17 protein-coding genes are annotated in these 19,599 nt (G+C 46.3%); 5 read left to right on the forward strand and 12 right to left on the reverse strand.

The window, feature by feature from the left end:
* Positions 1-168 precede the first annotated feature (168 nt).
* From brnQ to DXA13_RS16925, 4 genes are all read left to right on the forward strand, one after another.
* Entirely contained in the window at positions 169-1,359 is a 1,191-nt protein-coding gene (gene brnQ, locus DXA13_RS16910) for a branched-chain amino acid transport system II carrier protein (RefSeq protein WP_118246247.1), read from the forward strand.
* A gap of 126 nt (positions 1,360-1,485) precedes the next feature.
* Positions 1,486-1,998: an ECF transporter S component gene (locus DXA13_RS16915; protein WP_118246249.1), complete on the forward strand. Its 513-nt coding sequence runs from the start codon at positions 1,486-1,488 to the stop codon at positions 1,996-1,998.
* Positions 1,999-2,159: 161 nt separating this feature from the next.
* Positions 2,160-2,999 carry a pyridoxamine kinase gene (locus DXA13_RS16920; RefSeq protein WP_118246251.1) on the forward strand — a complete coding sequence of 280 codons (840 nt, stop codon included), beginning with the start codon at positions 2,160-2,162 and terminating at the stop codon, positions 2,997-2,999.
* 23 nt (positions 3,000-3,022) lie between these two features.
* Positions 3,023-3,625 carry a TIGR04100 family radical SAM protein gene (locus tag DXA13_RS16925; protein WP_118246253.1) on the forward strand — a complete coding sequence of 201 codons (603 nt, stop codon included), beginning with the start codon at positions 3,023-3,025 and terminating at the stop codon, positions 3,623-3,625.
* On the opposite strand, the gene DXA13_RS16930 is transcribed toward DXA13_RS16925, so the two are convergent.
* On the reverse strand, positions 3,622-4,653 hold the full coding sequence (locus DXA13_RS16930; protein ID WP_118246255.1) for an acyltransferase family protein: 1,032 nt from the start codon (positions 4,651-4,653) through the stop codon (positions 3,622-3,624). The two genes, DXA13_RS16925 and DXA13_RS16930, sit on opposite strands and share 4 nt — an antisense overlap.
* A 479-nt stretch (positions 4,654-5,132) precedes the next feature.
* On the opposite strand from DXA13_RS16930, the gene DXA13_RS16935 reads away from it, so the two are divergent.
* Entirely contained in the window at positions 5,133-6,449 is a 1,317-nt protein-coding gene (locus DXA13_RS16935) for a S8 family peptidase (protein ID WP_118246257.1), read from the forward strand.
* A 194-nt stretch (positions 6,450-6,643) separates the two neighbouring features.
* Here DXA13_RS16935 and DXA13_RS16940 read toward each other — a convergent pair whose 3' ends face one another.
* The 11 genes from DXA13_RS16940 to DXA13_RS16985 form a co-directional block, all read right to left on the reverse strand.
* On the reverse strand, positions 6,644-7,744 hold the full coding sequence (locus DXA13_RS16940) for a cysteine protease StiP family protein (protein ID WP_118246259.1): 1,101 nt from the start codon (positions 7,742-7,744) through the stop codon (positions 6,644-6,646).
* Complete coding sequence (locus DXA13_RS16945) at positions 7,745-8,953, reverse strand: phosphoribosyltransferase domain-containing protein (RefSeq protein ID WP_181995723.1); 1,209 nt, start codon at positions 8,951-8,953, stop codon at positions 7,745-7,747.
* Positions 8,940-9,962 carry an HpcH/HpaI aldolase/citrate lyase family protein gene (locus tag DXA13_RS16950; RefSeq protein ID WP_118246262.1) on the reverse strand — a complete coding sequence of 341 codons (1,023 nt, stop codon included), beginning with the start codon at positions 9,960-9,962 and terminating at the stop codon, positions 8,940-8,942. Before DXA13_RS16950 ends, DXA13_RS16945 begins: the two co-directional genes overlap by 14 nt.
* Positions 9,963-10,008: 46 nt before the next feature.
* On the reverse strand, positions 10,009-10,782 hold the full coding sequence (locus tag DXA13_RS16955; protein WP_118246263.1) for an HAD hydrolase family protein: 774 nt from the start codon (positions 10,780-10,782) through the stop codon (positions 10,009-10,011).
* Positions 10,783-10,937: 155 nt separating this feature from the next.
* The gene (locus DXA13_RS16960; protein ID WP_347559900.1) at positions 10,938-12,689 is read right to left on the reverse strand and encodes a cation-translocating P-type ATPase; all 1,752 of its coding nucleotides are present in this window, start codon (positions 12,687-12,689) and stop codon (positions 10,938-10,940) included.
* Positions 12,686-13,594: an HAD-IC family P-type ATPase gene (locus DXA13_RS23270; protein ID WP_347559901.1), complete on the reverse strand. Its 909-nt coding sequence runs from the start codon at positions 13,592-13,594 to the stop codon at positions 12,686-12,688. Before DXA13_RS23270 ends, DXA13_RS16960 begins: the two co-directional genes overlap by 4 nt.
* Positions 13,595-13,759: 165 nt before the next feature.
* Positions 13,760-14,359 carry a TerD family protein gene (locus tag DXA13_RS16965; protein WP_118246264.1) on the reverse strand — a complete coding sequence of 200 codons (600 nt, stop codon included), beginning with the start codon at positions 14,357-14,359 and terminating at the stop codon, positions 13,760-13,762.
* Positions 14,360-14,483: 124 nt separating this feature from the next.
* On the reverse strand, positions 14,484-15,065 hold the full coding sequence (locus DXA13_RS16970) for a TerD family protein (protein ID WP_118246265.1): 582 nt from the start codon (positions 15,063-15,065) through the stop codon (positions 14,484-14,486).
* Between the two features lie 21 nt (positions 15,066-15,086).
* On the reverse strand, positions 15,087-15,668 hold the full coding sequence (locus DXA13_RS16975; protein ID WP_118246266.1) for a TerD family protein: 582 nt from the start codon (positions 15,666-15,668) through the stop codon (positions 15,087-15,089).
* Between the two features lie 63 nt (positions 15,669-15,731).
* A complete protein-coding gene (locus DXA13_RS16980; RefSeq protein WP_118246267.1) occupies positions 15,732-16,880 on the reverse strand; it encodes a toxic anion resistance protein in 1,149 nt (382 codons plus the stop codon).
* 16 nt (positions 16,881-16,896) lie between these two features.
* Entirely contained in the window at positions 16,897-19,359 is a 2,463-nt protein-coding gene (locus DXA13_RS16985; RefSeq protein ID WP_181995724.1) for a YceG family protein, read from the reverse strand.
* Between the last annotated feature and the right edge of the window lie 240 nt (positions 19,360-19,599).

The following is a 19,599-nucleotide window of genomic DNA, read 5'->3' on the forward strand; positions in this document are numbered from 1 at the left end:
TTATTTTTTCCGAAAAACGGGTATACCATCTAGGAATTGTTGATATAAACCGCAGTTATATAACTGCTTGTCAAAAATGCTCTTCAGTTGTAAACTAAATATACTCATAATTGTCCAGGACGCCATCCCGAACAATTATATACATCTTATCAGAAAGGACGTGCAGACATGCGTCATGACACTCATAAGCTAACACGATTTCATATGATACTGATCGGCTTTACTCTGTTTTCCATGTTTTTCGGAGCCGGCAACCTGATTTTTCCTCCGTTTCTCGGAATGGAGGCCGGAAGCAATATGCCGGCTGCCATGGCAGGCTTTCTGGTCAGCGCCGTCTGTTTTCCCATTCTCGGAGTCGCTGCCGTAGCCAAATCTGACGGACTCCCGAATCTTGCAAGCCGAGTACACCCACGCTTCGCATTTTTCTTTACCCTGCTTATTTACCTGTGCATAGGCCCATGCCTTGCCATACCCAGAACAGCAAGTACGTCCTTTGAAATGGCTGTGCTCCCATTTATCCCCTCGGGCGGAAGCAATGTTCTGTTTCAGGCTGTATACTCCCTGTTTTTCTTCATGCTGGCATCCTTCCTGGCTCTGAAACCGGACAAGCTGAAGGACCGATTGGGCAAGCTTATGACGCCTCTCCTGCTGCTTCTGATCGCCGTTATTTTTATTGGCTGTATCCTAAGACTTCATACGGACTTTGCCATTCCATCGGATAAATATGCCGCTTCCCCCCTCATGACGGGATTTATCGACGGCTATCAGACGATGGATACCATGGCTGCATTGAACTTCGGTATCGTAATTGCCGTTAACATCCAGTCTCTGGGCATAACCGAAAAAAATGAGATCGCGCGGGAGACGATTAAAGCCGGACTGATCGCAGGGCTTATGCTGGTTCTCGTTTACGCCGGAACCGCTTATATCGGTGCTTTGACCGGCAGTATGTTCTCGGAAGCTGAAAACGGAGCCCAGACGCTTACGCTCGTAGTTCGTTATCTGTTTGGAAATACGGGAATTATCATTTTGGGCCTTATATTCTTTATCGCCTGCCTGAACGTATGTGTCGGCCTCCTCTGCTGCTGCAGCGAATATTTCAGCACCGTATTCCCAAGGCTCGGCTATCAATCATGGCTGGCTGTATTTGCCGTCGTCAGTCTCATCATATCGAATGCCGGACTAAATACGATTCTGGCCTTTTCCGTACCGCTGCTGAGCATGATTTACCCTGTGGCAATCGCCCTTATCATTCTGTCCTTCCTCCCCGGGAAACTGGGGCGGTCCGCGCTCCTATACCGTGTTGTCATAACCGTAACAGCCGTTTACAGCATCGCTTCTACAGCTGGCCTGGTGTAAAATATCCAAACTGGCATTTTACACTAGGCCAGTTTTTTTGTATGATACCTTCAACATAATTCAAATACCCGCATCAGGATGCAGGTATAAAATATTAAGGCAGCGTGAATAAAAGGAGGGACTCATATGTCTGATAAGTCAACGAAACGCCTGTGTCTGGCCGCTATGGCCGCTGCACTTGTATGTATATCAACCCTGTTTTTTAAGGTTCCGATTCCTCTCGGATATGCCCATCTTGGAAATGGCTTCATTCTCTTCGGCTGCAGCCTGCTAGGCGGCCCCTATGGAATCTTTATCGGTGGCTTTGGCTCCGCTATGGCGGATCTTCTCGGCGGCTACAGCGAATGGATCATTCCTACCTTAATTATAAAAGGAACGATGGGATATGCAATTGGAAAAATTGCCAATCCAACAGGCGAAGTATTCCATCTGTTTACGATCCGGACCTTTATCGCCTCTGCCGTGGGGATCGCGGTGATGGTCGTTGGTTATTTCCTTGGAGGGATGCTTCTTTCCGGAAGCCTTGCTGCCGGTATTGCCCAACTTCCCGGCCTTGTCTCAGAAGGTATCGTCGGAATCATTTTGTTCTATATCATGGGAGCTGCTTTTAACCGGGTCCATATCTATCACTATATCTAATTGATTATCGAAAGGATGCTGCAAAAAACGAAAAATCATTGCCGTGAATACCAGATTTCGTGACGTGGCCGCCGCCTGGAACGAAATCTGGTATCCACGGCACGTCTGATTATCCTTTTGCAGCACCCTCACCATATATATTTCAGGAAGGGTTTTAAACTATGGCATATGCAGACCATAATCATCAGAAAAAAATTGCAGTCATCAATGACTTTTCCGGGTTCGGCCGCTGCTCTCTTGCGGTCGAACTCCCTGTTATTTCTCAGCTGAAGGTTCAGTGCTGCCCTGTACCGACCTCAATATTTTCCAATCATACAGGCTTTCCCCACTATTTCTTCGATGACTACACAGACAAAATGGAAGCTTATATCTCACACTGGAAGCAGCTGAACCTGCATTTTTCCGGAATTTTAACCGGTTTTCTCGGTTCCGTTCATCAGATGGATATCGTACGTCGGTTCATACAGGATTTTCAGGATGAACATACGCTTATTATCATTGATCCGGTCATGGGCGACAACGGGAAACCTTACAGCACATACACACCGGACATGTGCGAAGCCATGAAGGGGCTTATATCTTTTGCAGATGTTCTCATTCCAAACATGACAGAAGCCTGTATTTTAACCGATACCCCTTATAAAGCAGAAGGTTGGAAAAGCAGGGAACTATTTGAAATGGCCGATAAGCTCAGCCGCTCAGGTGCAGAAAAAATCGTCATCTCCGGCGTAGTCATAGGACAGTATATCGGAAATGTCGTCTATGAACGTGGAAAAGAGCCATGTATCCTGCGTACAAAACGCGTTGGTCACACCCGTTCCGGAACCGGTGATATCTTTTCAGCAATTATAGCTGCTGACTGTGTAAACGGGGCCGAATTAAAAGCCGCCGTATCGAAAGCCGCTCATTTTATCCAAAAATGCATTGCTGCAACCGAAAAACTTGACATCCCCATGACGGATGGGGTATGTTTTGAAGAAGTTCTTCACGAACTTCATTAACGCGAAGAAAGGAAAAATCTGCTATGACAATACTGTATGAGGTACATGAAAATCTCTATGTTAATATGACGAACCGCTGCCCCTGCTCCTGCACATTCTGTTTGAGACAGACAAGAGATGAAATGGAACATTCCGGCAGTTTGTGGCTGGAAAGAGAGCCGTCTGTTGAAGAGGTCCGGAAAGAATTTGAAAAGTTTGATATGAGCCGTTACAGGGAGGTCGTCTTCTGCGGCTTCGGTGAGCCGACGGAACGGATCGATGATCTTCTGGAAATTGCCGCTTTTGTAAAAGAAACATACCATATAAAAACCAGGATCAATACGAACGGCCTGGGAAGCCTGGTAAATGGACGTGATATCGCTCCTGATCTAAAAGACAAAATAGATACCGTCAGCATAAGCCTGAATACGCCAAATGCGGACCGCTATCTGGAACTTACTCGGAGCCGATTCGGAGCAGAAAGCTTTCAGGCCATGCTTGATTTCGCAAAAGAAGCGAGGAAATATGTTCCTCATGTAGTTTTAACAACGGTTTCCACTACGCTTACGAAAGCGGAGGAAGAGGCCTGTCAAAAAATCTGCGACGATCTTGGAGTAACATACCGTATCCGTCCCTGGGAGGACTAAGCCGTTCTCCCTCCGGTAAGAAGGGTCCAGACAGGCGGTGAAATTTTTTTTATTGCAGCGGACAGCAAGCTGCTGATAACAATACATATAATTGGCATCAAAAGATACAGGGTCAGCGGAACTTCGATCACATGAGGGAGAACTGCTGCCCCTGTTTTATTAATCAGGCGTACAAAGGCAAAGTGAACGGCATACAGGAAAAAATTGTTTTTCATCCATCCCCTGGCCTTGAGGAGCTTCTTTTCACTTACCATCAGCCACAGAGAGAGTGGAATCAGCAGGCGGAACATCACTACAAACACAACCCGTACTCCACCTGCAGACAACATCAGGCTGGTGACTCCTGCAGCTGCCATCACGGCGCCGACCGCCATTCTCCGGCCGCTCCATTCTCCTTCCGCCGCCCGTTTTCCATGAACGGCAAAGTACGCTGCGATTCCGTAATACAAAAGGGCGTCCAGATTCAGATACATCAGACGATAGCCGCAGTTTATAGCCAGCAGCACTGCTATACCGGCAGCCGCAGCCGTGTACCTGTTTCTGATCACCAGATAAATGAACGGCGCCAGGAGGATTAAAAGGATCAGCTGATACAGATACCAGAATACATAATTATACGTGTAATTGAGAATTGCATCGCCGGCAGCCATCAGATTAAATGGAACGATTCCCTTCCCCACTACGTCTTTCAGCCCAGTGATCCTGCTTGCAATCACATAGCCCATATAATAAAGAAAATTCCATACAATAAAAGGAACCAGCACAGTCCTGATTCTGGAATACCACTTTATTTTTAATTTGTCCCAGGAAAAATTGCGGTAAAAAAGATAGGATGAAATCATAAAAAAGCCCGGCACCGCCACCTGCGCAACGACATTGCCGATGAAATTTTCAAACGCATACAAAAGATAGGCCTCGTCTGTCCAGCCAAGATAAATCTCCGCATTAGCTGAATGCACCCAGACAACGAGAACGCTGAAGAGAAATGTAAACCAGTATATTTTATTGCGGAACCGGCCTTCTTCCATAAGCAGTCACCTCAATTGTCTGATTTGTTCAAGTACGTTTCCGAAATACTATATATGCCCGCTATACGCTCATTATGATATCCGCTTCCCGGATATCAGCATTCGCTGTTTTTATGCGCTCTGCTTTCTGCGGTGTACGCAGAAACAGAATGCGCCAGTATAATGAGCTATATGCTCATTATACCATATTCCCATATTACTCACAACTCTGTAATGTAAGCACCTGATAAAGAAATCGTAAATATTTTTCACACAATTTTCAATTCATTTTCCACTTTTTGTGGTATACTAGGAGCACTTGGCGAGGTACTTTCGAGCTTAGTGCGAGTCATACCCATTCTCTTAACGAGGTCTTCCACGAGTTTAGAGATTGGCGTATACTAGGAGCACTTGGCGAGGTACTTTCGAGCCTAGTGTTTTGATTTCATGTCATGGCTGTATTGCAGACATGATAAACTGTTCATTGAGGAGGTACATATATGTACAAAAATAAACTTTCCCTCTTTCTTGCTTCGGCCACAGCTGCAGCGCTCGTTTTCACCTGCCCATTTCCAGGCAGACCGGATACGGCAGACGCGTCTGAAACGTCTGCACCTGAGGGGTTTTCATCCTCCAGCACCGCTTCCTCCGAAGACGAATTCCATACGTTTGATATTGGCCCCGGACTGGATAATCTTTCTCCATCAGATGAATATGCAGCTTACCAATGGGGATTCAAAAATTACGGTGATCTCCGCATGATTGAAATCAGGAAGCGTTTTTCTGATATCAGCCAAAAATACAGAAATGTTATTGATCCCAGCGGCTTAATCGGCCTGCCGCGCCACAATGGTCCGGATACGTATGAACGAATTACCACGGATTCTGTAGCCGGAATTGATATCAACATACTCCCGGCCTGGGACCAGTATAAACAAATACAGACGAAACGCGAAGTTATTGTAGCTGTCATTGATACGGGTATTGATATCAGCCATCCTGACCTGAAAAATGCCATCTGGACCAATACGGACGAAATTCCCGGCGACGGAATCGATAACGACGGCAATGGATATGTAGACGATGTAAACGGCTGGAATTTCTTTCATAATAACAATCAGGTTTACGTAGGCGAGGAGGATGATCACGGCACTCATGTGGCCGGAACTATTGCAGCCAGCCGCGAAAACGGCGGAATTGTAGGGATTACAGATAACTCATACGTAAAAATCATGCCGGTGAAGGCCCTGGGAACAGCTTCCGGCACCGGCAAGCCGGAAATGATTATCAATGCGATAAAATATGCAGAAGCCAACGGCGCCTCGATCTGCAATTTAAGTTCCGGCACTCTGACTTCCTATCCGGAATTAAATGAGGTAATAAAGAATTCCAAAATGCTCTTTATCGTAGCTGCCGGCAACGGCGATACGAACGACATCGGCTACAGCCTTGACGTCAATCCCGTATATCCGGCGGCACTTCCTTACGACAACATCATATCCGTAGCGAACCTGCTGTTCGATGGAAGTCTGGACGAAAGTTCCAATTTCGGTCCTGTTACCGTGGATATTGCCGCTCCCGGTTCCTTTATTGTCAGCACCGTCCCCAATGGCTATGGCGTGATGAGCGGGACCTCCATGGCGGCTCCTATGGTTACCGGAGTTGCCGCGATGCTCTATTCTTCACATCCTGACTGGACCATTCTGGACGTAAAAAATGCCATATTAAATTCTTCCAGGAAGCTGGAAACTCTAACCGGCAATATCGTCACAGGAGGAATTCTGGATGCTTCGGCCGCAATGCAGTATCAAAAATAAATATGAAATCAATGAGGGTGTTGCAAAAAGAATATAGCGTTGCCGCTGATTCGACTTTTGCAGCACCCTCATTGCGTCAGTACTAAAACTGTACGGCCATCAAACGGTAGTCCCAAACAATAGAAGGGAGAGCAGATATAGATAACATGTTCTCTATATCTGCTCTCCCTTCGGTTCATACTTGGTTATCATTCTTATACATCAGAACACTTCCGTATGATTCCGCATGCCTTATAATTTTTCAGCCCATATGGTACCACCTCAACCCCTTTTTCATGAGCCAGGCTGAAAATATGACGCAGAACAGGATCGTCCACCTCTTCTTTCTTTATCAGAATCTTCCACGGTACGCGCCGCAAAAGCACTCTTGTCGTTTCTCCTATACCCGGCTTAATAAAGTTAATATCGGTGACGTTGAAGTCTTCAGCAATCTCCCTGATCTCCTCCAGCCCTGTCCGTATCCCTTTCGTTCTGCTGCTTTCCAGTTTGCTGCATTCCGTTTCCGCGCCTTCCTCCCATCTGTCTCCTTTATGAGTGTCATAGATAAATTCTTTCTCCACGGCGTTTATGAATTCATAAGTAACATCCTTTGCTTCTAATTCTCCATAATATGCTGCGCCGTGAAAGTCATCCTCTCCTATGATATCGTCCCTTAAAAACGTTCGGCTCATCAGTCCGGAAACAACGCTGTTCAGGCACGAGCTTGGAATCAGAATGTCTTCATGCGTTCCGCAGAGTTCCGTCATATGCGCCGGGTCCGCCAGTACGGCCAGCTCAGGGGAAACGCCGTTATACTCTTTTACTGCTTCCTCCAGAACGGAAAGAATCGCACCTTTTCCGATCCATCCATCTACAAACTGAAGATCCTCTGCCCTGTGGTTTTCCAGCAGATACTTCATGGCATTCCTGTCAATGCCCTTTCCCCGTATAATGGAAATGGTATAATGAGGCAGGCAGATTTTATATTTATTCCACAGATAGTGCTTCATCAGAACACCAGCAGACGTTCCGGCTCTCGCCAGTGAGACAAGGACTGCCTCCCTCCCCTTTTTCCTCAGAATTTTCTCTGCCGCCGCCGCGGCTGCGGCTGCCGTTTCTCCCGCATAGTTCTTAAGCGCAATCTTATACGCCTCCATATATCCAGGAGACGGCTCATACTCTAAAGGCAGCATTTCGCAGTAGTGCGTTCCGCTCTGTATCTTTTTTTCTCTCTCCTCTGTCGGAAGGGGCTTCACCAGCCCTGTGATATCCTTCAGTAAAATAATCACGTCTTCAATTCTGTATGTGCTTCTCACCTATTCACTCCATCTGACTATATAAATTTTCGAGTTTCCAGCGGCTTCCAGAGCTGATGTAAGGCTCTCTATTCCCTGTGCCGTATAATTTCTCGTATCGCTCATAAGAAAAACTACGTCGTAAGAATCCAGATTATAAATATAAGTTGTCCTTTCTCCATCGTAAACGCTCTTTAATTCTGCTCTCGACTGGAGAGGATAACCTTCTTCTGCATCCGGAAGAATCGGACTCCTAGTTGTTGCATGGAAACGCACATCGCAGCTGCATTCCTCTTCCACATACTGAGCTGTTTTCAAAGCCGGATACATAAATTCCTCCGTACCAAGAAAAAGGGCCCGTTTGCCTGACCAATCCCATCCTGGTTCTTTTTCCGCCAGCCAGATACAAAAATGTGCCAAATTTCTGCTTGCCTTCAGATATGGAACCGGTTCTACCCCCAAGCGCGGCTCACACCTTCCCGGCGCCGAATAGATGATCCTTTCTCCCTTCTTCCGGCAGCTTTTTTCTTCTTCCATATCCCTGGAAAAATCCTCTTTTTCTCCTTTAAAATCATAACGTTCCAGCTCCGCTGTGAAATCTCGGCCGCTTATTTTCTTTAAAAACAGGCGTTTAATCCCCGCCCGGTCAAATTTTTCCGAATTGCTCTCATCCATGCCATTCAGAACGGAGACGATTCCAAAGGCCAGTTTTCGCTCCCTGCCTCCTCCTGAACCGCGCTCTGAGTCACTTTCCGAATCCGCTTCGTACCTCTCTCTCATACACTGAATCAGATTCCATATGGTATTGCCTGTTGTCACCTCGTCTTCTGCAAATACAATTCTGTCTGCGAGGCGGATCATTTCATCTAATTTCTCTGTTGCCAGCCGCTGCTCGGTCGCATGACTGTGGATCTCTGAAAAATAAAGGAAGTTCGAACTGCCTTCCACCTGTTCTCGCGTCGTATGCATATAAAACATAACTTCCGGGCAGTTTTCTGCAATTATCGCTCCTATGGCCGTAGCTGTTTCTGCAAATCCGATTAAAAGCAGCCTTTCTCCCGCATAAGTGTCTGAAACTTTCCCTGCCAGCTCTTGAACCATATGGATACATCGGGACGGCTGCACCGGAATATGCTTTCCCTGAAGAGGATTTACAAGAAGGTATGACCGCTTCGTGTTATTATCCCTCTTTGCGATTTTCATCAATTCCTGTTCTTCATATATTCTCATCGTCATTCACTCCATAAATTTCTGCCAGCTTCAGAACCTTTTTCGCCCATGTCGTATGAGTCTTCTTCTCGTTCATCCTCTCGCCCCCGTTATTCTTGGCTACTCCCAGAGAATCTCCCTCCCAGTCAAGTATTGACAGGGCATCCTGATAATCAGCCTTCCGTACGCGCATGCAGCTGTTAACGACCGGAATCTGATTGGGATGGATTACAGTCTTTCCTATAAAGCCGTTCAGTAGGTCCATTCTGATTTCTCTTTCCAGCCCTTTTTTCCACAGCTCTCTGTCTCCTGCAAAGTATTCCCATACAGGACCCGAAACCACATAATCTCTCGAAAATACGGTCAAAATATCCGTAAGTATCTTTGATACGGCCCGGACATCATAAATACTTTCATCCATGCGGCGGCGTACTCCAAAGTAACTGCAGAAATCATTTCCTCCGACACGTACATTCAGGACCATATCTCCTGCTTCATCCAGCATATCCTTGACCGCATACAGATTTTTCTTCCTGGTTCTCATGTCAATGATGTCCCCGCTCTCCAGAATCGGCATCATATACATCTTTCTGCCGTTTTTTTCATTAAGCCGCTTCATAATCCCGATATAATCTCTTCCTCCCGATACCGAAAACTTAGGGAAGACGTATCCTGCAAGAATATCACTGTATGCAAGGAATTTCCCTCCCAACTGTTCCAGCTGACCCGGTGTCCGTACACGGACAAATATCAGCGGCAGTTCTTCATTTTTGATCTGTCCGGCTCTCCATGCTTCACAGATTTCACCCAGTGTTTTCTCCAGCTGTTTTTCCGCCTGTCCCACTGCCTCATCCCGGATCGAATCCTCCAGACAGAAGCAGAGCGAATAAGAGCCTCCGTACTTCCTTTCGATCACGCCTTCTGCGGCCGACTCCTGTATGGCCGGCGTATACATAAGCGGCCCCACTCCATATGCCAGCTTTTCCTTTTCCCAGTCTCGTTTCTGACCGCCCCTGCTTTTATATTCCATGTCAATCGTTCTCCTGACTTTCTCCTATCATATAAACTGGCTGTTCCTAAAAACAGTCCTTTAAATATTGTAACACTACATTTGATAAAAAGGAATCCCTACTGGTTTCACAGTCTTTTCGTCCCTTATTCTTCCGGATCATTCCATGAAGCTCTTTCGGGTAAAATGAAAGATCTGCTTCTTCCAGCATTCCGATATCAAACAGGCTGTCTCCGGCTGCCGCCGTTAAATCTGGGCAAAGCCTCTCTTTCAGTTTCCTGACTGCCCACGCCTTACTCATTTTCTTTGGAAAAATGTAAACCTTTTCTCCATTAGAAAACAACGATACCTGTTTCGTATCAAGGGCCGTATCCATCTGCCCCAGCACCTGTTCCGGATTCTTTACTTTTGTAAAGACGAACAGTCCGTCTACCAGCCTCACGTCCAGATTTCTGTCCCTTGTATGTTCCAGGATATCCATTCCCCTTTTCATCTCTTCTTCTGCTTCCTTTTTGACTGCCATAGACTCCGCCAGCCACTGTCTGTCTATCTCTCCATTATGGAGAAGAATCCCGCCGTTGCTTACAAGGGCATATTCGGGCATCCGTTTTCCCGTTCGTATATGTTCAGGAAACCGTATACGGCCATATTGTTCCATAGACCGTGTTGTTACCGGCACAAACCTCACCTGATCGGAAAGTGTGCTCAACATTTGACTGGCTTCCTCCGTCATGTAAGACAGATTTTTCCCATCCTTCTCTTCCACCAGGACCCTGCTTCCAATTTCTTTTTTATAGGAATAGATCAGTGTATTGTCCAAATCCGATACAAATAAAACCATATTCTGTCACCTGCAGTCTTTCTTGTTTTTCAAAGTAGACGATCCTGTAAAATATAAAAACGGAGGCTTCAGCTGCCGAACCGCAGTCCGGCAGTATCATTCCCCCGTTCATATAATTCCAAATAATAAAGTAATTATTATCAGCTGTTCTTCCGTTATTCCTGATCCTCTTTCTTTCCTACGATCAGCTTTCTGATCAGATCGACCGGAATAATAGTAAAGGCCAGCACTGTAACGATCACCCATTCTTTCGGTGCAAGTCCGTAACAGCGCAATACATCGCCGCCAAAGTCTGCCATCAGCACCTGAACCACGATAATCAGCAGAATGATTCTCCAGAATCCATGGTTCTTTCCGATATTGTCGAACAGATTCAGCTGATCCGTACGCGCATTGAAAGCGTTAAATGCAGCCATAAATATATAGAAGGTAAAGTACCCTGTCATTAGGTACTTTGCGTTCTCATCCGCCCTGAAATACGGAACAACAAGCGGCGTCATCAAAAATACCATACTCATGGCAAATGTCCAGAGACCGCCTGTTTCAATGGATGTCCTCATGGAACGGCTGATGATATTCTCATCGCGGCGCTTCGGCTTCTCCTTCATGAAACGCTCCAGTGCAGGCTCACCGCCGAATGCCAGGGCTGCCAGCGTATCCATGACCAGGTTCACCCACAGAATCTGTACGATAGACAGCGGATTCTCCTTTCCAAGAAGAGGAGATACAAAGGATATCATAACGGCGCTGACATTTATCGTAAGCTGGAAAATGATAAACTTGCGGATGCTGTTAAAAATCGTACGGCCGTAAAGAATCGCCTGCTTGATAGAATTAAAATTATCATCCAGAATGACGATATCTCCCGCTTCCTTAGCCACTTCCGTTCCGCCTCCCATGGCAAATCCAACGTCAGCTTTCTTAAGAGCCGGGGAGTCATTGACACCGTCTCCCGTCATGCCTACTACGAGGTTCATCTCCTGAGCAATCCGGACAAGTCTGCTCTTATCGCTTGGCAGAGCTCTCGCAACCACACGGATGGAATTCATCTTATCCCTGACTTCATCGTCAGACAACTTTCCGAGTTCTTCTGAAGTTAGTACGATGTCGCTTTCCTGCTGAATAATTCCAGCCTCTTTTGCAATCGCTACAGCCGTATCCTTTCTGTCACCCGTTATCATGACAACCTGGACGCCTGCTCCCTGAACCTCACGGATTGCTGTAATGGATTCCGGCCTGACTTCATCTCTGATCCCGATGATACCTACAAGTGTCCATTCTCCGTCCGGCAGCACATCTCCTTCGATTTTCTGACTGGATACAGCAAATGCCAGCACACGGATGGCGCGTTCTGCAAGGCTGCTTATTTTCTTTTCTAGCTCTTCCCTTTTATCAAGTGGAATTACTTTTCCATCTGAATCATAGCACGTTCTGCATCGGTCGATAATCTTTTCAGGTGCTCCCTTGATCAGAGTCAGATTGTACTCCCCTTCTATATAGGACGCAGAATATTTATTGGCACTGTTAAATGGAATCGAACTGATCTTCGCTACGCTTAAATCTACGGAAGTGCTGGCGGCGTAAGATAGAATTGCCCGCTCCGTCGCATTTCCTCCGATAATTTTCATTTTCCTGCCTTCCCCCGTAATAACCGCATCCGTGTTGTGGTGAATGCTGAGAGAAAGCAGCTTTCCAATTTCGCCTATAACATCGCTGCAGCTCTTATATTCCCTGACCTCTCCGTCTACAAAAGTAACGGCCTCCAGCTGTCCCTTTGTAATCGTCCCTGTCTTATCGCTGAACAGGATATTCAGACTTCCTGCCGTCTCAATGCCGACGATTTTTCTTACCAGGACGTTGTCCCTTAGCATCTTTCTCATGTTCAGAGCAGATACGAGAGCGATCATGAGCGGAAGCCTTCCGGCACCGCCATAACGATAATGATTACGGCCAGCATAACAGCTTCCACCAGATCGTTAATTACCGTCATCCAGTTTGAGAAATAAGCAGCCATCAGCTGAAGGTCAAACTGGTTGTGAACGACAACGCGCTGAAACATGAATGCAGCTGCGATCGCAACGCCGCCGATATATCCGAACTTGCTGATACTCTCCGCCAGTTTTCCAAGTTTTACCTTCAGAGGGGATTCTCTGTCCTCTTCTCCCTGCAGCTCGCTAGCAATCTGCCCGTAGACTGATTTGTCACCTACCGTTACGATCTCCATGACCGCATTGCCGGAACAGACAACTGCTCCTCTAAACACTTTATATCTGTTCAGGAAGTCCATAGAGGAGTCTTCGTCGATATAATCTGCCGGCATGACTTCCTTCGTCGCTTCCTTGCTTTCCCCATTCAACACAGACTGATCCACCTTCAGGCGTCCGTCGATCAGAACTCCATCCGCCGGAATTTTGTCGCCGGTCTGAAGGAGCACACAGTCTCCTACTACGAGATCATTAATGGATATCTCGCTGATTTCCCCATTTCTATATACTTTGCAGTAAATTCTGGAGGCTTCCTCCTGCAGCTTCTGAAAGGCGTTTTCATTGCTGTATTCCGAGTATGTTGAAACAAATGTCGCCAGTATGACCGCAATGGCAATTCCTGCCGATTCATACCACTCTGTCTGTCCCAGGAATGCAAAAATAATGTTAATTACCAGGGCCACACATAATATTTTTATCATTGGATCGCCAAAATTATCCTTCAGTTTGCTGAAGAATCCTTCTCCCTGCTGTTCCGTCATCCGGTTATCGCCGTATTTTGCCTTTGATTCTTCCACCTGTTTATCGGTCAATCCTGTAATCTTCATAAATTCTCCTCCGGAAATCTATATGAGGGGGGTGCAAAAGTCAAATCGGACACGCCCCGAACCAGATTTCGTTCCAAATCAGTTGCCATGTCACTAAAATCCGGTTCAGGGCTGCCCCCTTTTCCTTTATTTACATCCCCCTCATATGAATCAGTCCTACTGTGGTCAGACGTATCTCTGGATCAGCTCGCCAAGGCCCGGATCTTTCGTAGCCTGGCCAACAGCGCTAAACTTCCATTCGTTGTTATGACGGTAAACTTCTCCAAAAATCATGGCAGTCATGCCGCTGTAATTCTCACTCAGATTATATCTGCACATTTCTGCATTCGTCCGCGCATCTACAATACGAATGAACGCATTTTCAATCATACCGAAATCCTGATGTCTCTGAACTGCCTGGTAGATATTAACTACCAGAACGATTCTGTCATACTGCTGGGGAATCGCTGACAGATCAACTGTAATCTGCTCGTCATCGCCTTCCCCGGCTCCCGTCAGGTTGTCGCCCATATGCTGGACGGCTCCGCTGCCATGTCTGAGATTGCCGAAATAAACCACATCATTCTTATTATGCAGCTTGCCTCCCTGAAGGAGAATTGCGGATGCATCACAGTCGATCTCCGCTGTCTTACCCCCAAACAGACCTCCCAGAAGTCCCTTGGACTGCTTTGCCTGGTCCCAGCCAAGACCGATGATTACACGGTTCAAAGTTGCATTATCTTTCGTCAGGCTGACTTTTTGTCCCTTTTGTAAACTAACTGACATATCGTTTTCCTCTCTTTTTTTATTTCGCTCGGTCCTCGCTCCATAAAAACACGCGGGAACCGCCTTGACCTTACGGTCAAGCCGTAGCAAATAGTTCCGCGCTTTCACGGCGCGTCACTATTTTTTATTCTGTATCGATTCCGTAGCTTGCGCAGAGGGCCGCCAGCCCCCCCTGATATCCGCTTCCGATCGCGTTGAATTTCCATTCGCCGTTATTCTTATACAGCTCTCCGAATACAGCTGCCGTTTCTATGGAAAAATCTTCTCCCAGATCATATCTCAGAATTTCTTCCCCGCTGTCTATGTTAACAATACGTATAAACGCGTTATTTACCTGGCCGAAATTCTGATTGCTGTTTTCCGACTCATAAATCGTAACGGTGAAAACAATTTTAGAGATGTTGGCAGGCACGGCAGATAAGTCTACTCGAATCTGCTCGTCGTCGCCTTCTCCCTCTCCTGTGCGGTTATCGCCCATGTGCTCCACGGCTCCGCTCGGATGGAGCAGATTGCCATAGAATACAAAGTCCTCCTGACGGGTCACATGGCCGTCATCCCCTACCAGGAATGCTGCAGAATCCAGGTCGAATGCGCCTCCTGTATCGTACTGGTTCACGTCCCATCCAAGCCCTACCATAATATTCTTAAGTCCCGGATTTCCCTTCGTCAGACTCACTTTCTGACCTTTTTTCAAACTAACCGGCATAATGACCTCCTGTCCTTTCTTTTAAGCTACTTCAATTCCATAATTATCGCAGAGTGCCGCAAGGCCGCCCTGATATCCGCTTCCTACTGCGTTGAATTTCCACTCACCGTTATGTCTGTATAATTCACCGACAACAACCGCTGTCTCTATGGAGAAATCTTCTCCCAAATCGTAGCGGATCAGTTCTTCCCCTGACACTTCATCCACAATTCTGATAAACGCATTTGCAACCTGGCCAAAATTCTGCCGTCTCACATCCGCGTCATAAATCGTAACAGTAAATGCGATTTTCATAACATCTGCCGGAACTTTGCTCAGATCAATCTGAATCTGCTCGTCGTCACCTTCGCCTTCTCCTGTCAGGTTATCGCCCATATGCAGCACGGACTCGCTGTCATGCTGAAGATTCCCGTAGAAAATAAAATCTTCCTGCTTACGCACTTTTCCACTGGCTCCAAGCAGAAATGCCGCCGCATCCAGGTCAAAATCATAACCGCTGTCATACTGGTTGACATCCCAGCCAAGACCAACCATCAGATTTTTAAGACCTGCTCTTCCTTTTGTTAAATCGACTTTCTGTCCCTTCTGTAAACTGATTGGCATAGTGTTCTCTCCTTTTATATATTTCTCAGCTTTAGCCGTACTCAGGCCATCCGCTGGCTGATACTATTTTTTATGCATATACTGTTTTTCAAAGTCAGCTTTGATTGCGTCGAGACGCACCTTATCGTCTTCTCTCTGTTTTCTGGCATTTTCCTGAATCTGCTTTGTCTCTTCGATTCCATTCATAATGGTTCTCCACGTCGTTTCGAGAGTCTCAATCTTAACGGAACTTCCGCTGGCCAGAGCCGCCGTCTGCTTCGACTGTTCCACCGTATTCTGGGCGTTTTTGATCAGCATCTCATTCGTCTTGGCATCCAGAGCTGCCATGGCCTCCGCCTGAATCTTCTGACGCTTAAGCAGGATTGCCTGGGAGAGCGCCTGTTTAAAGATCGGCAGCGTTATGATAAATGCGGAATTAATCTTTCTTACCAGGTTCAGATTGCTGAATTCCATGGTTTTTAACATAGGAACTGACTGAAGGGCCACATTTTCTGCAATTCTAAGGTCCTGTACTCTCTGTTCCAGCATCATTTTTGCCTGATCCAGGCTGGTCAGCTCGAACTGAATCGAATTATCCCCGCTCTGCTCCAGTTCCTGCCGCCTCTGCGCAATATATGCGTCCAGCTCACGGATTCCCTGCTCTCCGGCCATAATATACTTCACGAGTTCGTGATAATATTTCACATTAACCTGGAACATATCCTCCAGCTTTTTATTCGACTGCTTAATTTCCGACTCATACTGTTTGAGCTGAACGTAAATCTTGTCCACCTCATCCCCCATCGTATGATATTTTGCCAGAATCTGATCCAGCTGCTTTGTAACATTTCCGAATATTTTTTTAAACAGCCCCGGCTTTTTCTCCTCTTCTCTCAGCTCGTCGATATTAAACTTGTCCATAATGGAGCCAAGAACCGTGAGCATCTGGCCTGACTGGTTAATCTGGCTCATATCCATGCTGTTTAAAACCGTGTCGGAACATCTTGCGATCTCCTCTGCAGCTTCTCCGCCAAAATTTACGATTGTTTCCGGGTCATTGACCACAATCGTGCTGACGATTTCGTCGATCTCCTTTGAATTGGCCAGTTCAGCCGCCATTCTCTCCCTGTCGGCCTGAATGTTGTACTCCTGTACAACCATCTCGCCTCCTGAAGGAGCTGTTCCCGCTCCTGCTCCGGCTGTTGCCGTCTGTCCGCTGAAATTAATTCCCATTTGCCATTTCTCCTCTCTACTTCCTTCTGCTCCAAAGCTTACTGATGATTCCCTCTACGTGGCCTGCCGTTGCCAAATCATTCAGATTCGGCACACTCATGTCATAAATGTATTCTCCCACCTGATGTTCCGTAAAGACAGGAGATGAGAAGAACCGCTCCACGCTCTGATATCCTGTTGGAATCAAAAGCAGAACGTCGAAGCCAAGGAGGCTTAACAGCATCGTTAATATACTGTCCTCCAGGCTGCACAGCCCTTCATTTGTATTGATCAGTACCATCTTAGGTATGTTCTTCGTAAAATCATATTTCTGAAGAATACGCAGAAGGCTTTTATCCATATTAAGCGCCGTTGCCAGTATGGTGTATTCCACACCTCTTGAAAACGTGCCTGTAATAATTTTGGAGTCCAGCATCTGCTGTATTTTGTCAAAGATAAACCGCTGCATATCTTCCCGTATAAATCCGTACTGATATGATGGATGGTGGATGATTTTCTCTGTAAGAAGTTTTCCGTTTTTCAAAAACGACGTTACATGAGGCTTGATGGGATTCGGCGTCTCTGCTGTTATATATGGAAGATGGTCGATTAAAAATGCTCCATCTTCCGTAAATCTTGCCGCGTCCTGCCAGTATCGGACCTTATTGCCGTCTTTTACACCTGAAATTTTTGAAAAGATAACCGGAACCATCACCCGGTCAGCCAGCACTTCAAAATTAGGCCTGTATTTTGCCTCCTGCTTCCATAAAATCCCGATTTCTTCATATGTAGTCTGCAGGATAACAGGGATCGCCTGCTTAAACTGGTGATTCCTGTATATGCCGCTGTCCTGGTACATCGCCGTATCCAGATCCCGTTCCGCATTGTAAGCTGCCGTATGAAATGTCACTTCTTCCAGCTTATCCGGAAAAGATCCCATGGGCAGTGATTCTTCAAATGCTTTGCTGAAAAGCACCTGATCGTGCAGCTTGTTCTCTGTCCGTTCCGCCAGCTCCAAATCAGGGCAGATCAAAAATACATCTGCCGGTATTCTGGACAGCAGGCGGAGAAACAACGCTTCATTTTCATTCCTGCATGTTCCATAGTACAGGAAGACCGGATATTCGTGAAGCCTCCAGTCGGGGAACATCTGAGGAATATACCGTCTCAGCCATACAATCATACAGACAGCTCTGTTCATCACCTTCTGAACATTGCCTGCCTCTTCTGCTATCAGCTCCACGAACGCTTTTTTGACCAGTTTTTCCAGCTCTCTGCAGGATGGAAAACTAACATTTGAAAGAATATCCGCTATCATTGCCTTTACATTCGGATAATTCCCTCTCCGAACCTTCTGCACCTCTTCTACCGATGGCATAAGGATCTGTTTTTCAATCAGAATCAGCCTCCTGCCGTTTGCTTCCAGCTTCATTTTCCATCGAAGGAGCCTGGATAGGTACGTCCCCTTTTCTTCCGCTCCATATATGCTTACAAACATGTTGTAATATACGTCTTTTTTGTCCCCTCTGGCCGCTTCTTTTTTTAATGAATCCTGCCATGGATCACCTGTAAGCCAGCTGTTCGTCCCCATCATCCCCGCAGGCGGCGGATACAACGATGTAAAATCAGAAGCCCGTACTCCCTGTGTTCGGTCTGTTCTGTCTGTCTTTTCTTCTTTATTTTCCTCTCTCGGTCCGACTTTAATTCGAAGCGGAGCAGAGGACGTACCTGCCGCGCCTGTACCCACTGTGGTATTCTGACTTCTGGCCGTGCTTTCTGCGGCACCTGTATGAATATTAATATTCACTCTGACCGGTTCTCTTCTCTGCAAAGGAGTCGGAGCAGGACCCGCCGTATTTTCCGGCGGGAACGCACCTCCGTCCGCAAGATCAATCTTTTGGGAATACGCCGAAGACGGATCCTGTTTTGTATACTCTCCGTCGCCGTTTTTCTCAACGAGAAGGACATCGCAGCCTGTGCCTGACAAAATCCGCATAAGTTTGAGTTCATATGCGCTGATATCACCTTCATACAGAATCTTAGGAACTTCATCCATTCCCGTGCGATTTAAAATTCGTTCAAACTTATAGTAAAACCAACACATAAATTTAATATAGGCATTTCGCAGCATCGCCTGGTTCTTACCGGCCCTCTGCAGCTCTGATAAAATCTCGAACATGGCTTCTGCAAGGCCTGTACGCTGACCATCTGTAAGCCGTGGCAGCCAGCTCTTTAAACTGCTCTTCATAAATTCCATATCCATCCTGAAATCCAACCCGGCCATCTCATCAAAGAATGCCAGCTGGCGCTCATCAGGATTCGGAATCTTACTTTTTATGTAAACTCCATTTTTATTTACTTCCGCCCGGAAGCGCGCCAAAAACTCCCCCGTCTGTTGATTCCAGGAAGCCAGACGGCAGAAATATACAGTTTTATGACCGCGTTCTGAGCTTCGCTTAAAATATGATTCCAATGAATCCAGTTTTCCCCGTTCAAACACCTTCCACACCGCCTACTGTTTGTCTATTTACAAAATTAAGTATAACATTTTTTTATATATTTTACAATATTTCGACTTCTTACGAAAAAATTACCTAAAATGAAATTTTAAATTCCGCTCCCATATTCCCCAGTGGAATTTACTTTCGCACAGTTGATATTTACTCTTTCATATATTAGTGATACGGTTATGTCTCCTTCTGACAGCAGTAGAAGGACATTTTATGAGCAACTATATTCC

It is taken from the genome of Clostridium sp. AM58-1XD, assembly GCF_003464085.1.
In the GTDB taxonomy this organism is placed as follows: Bacteria; Bacillota; Clostridia; order Lachnospirales; family Lachnospiraceae; genus Lachnoclostridium_A.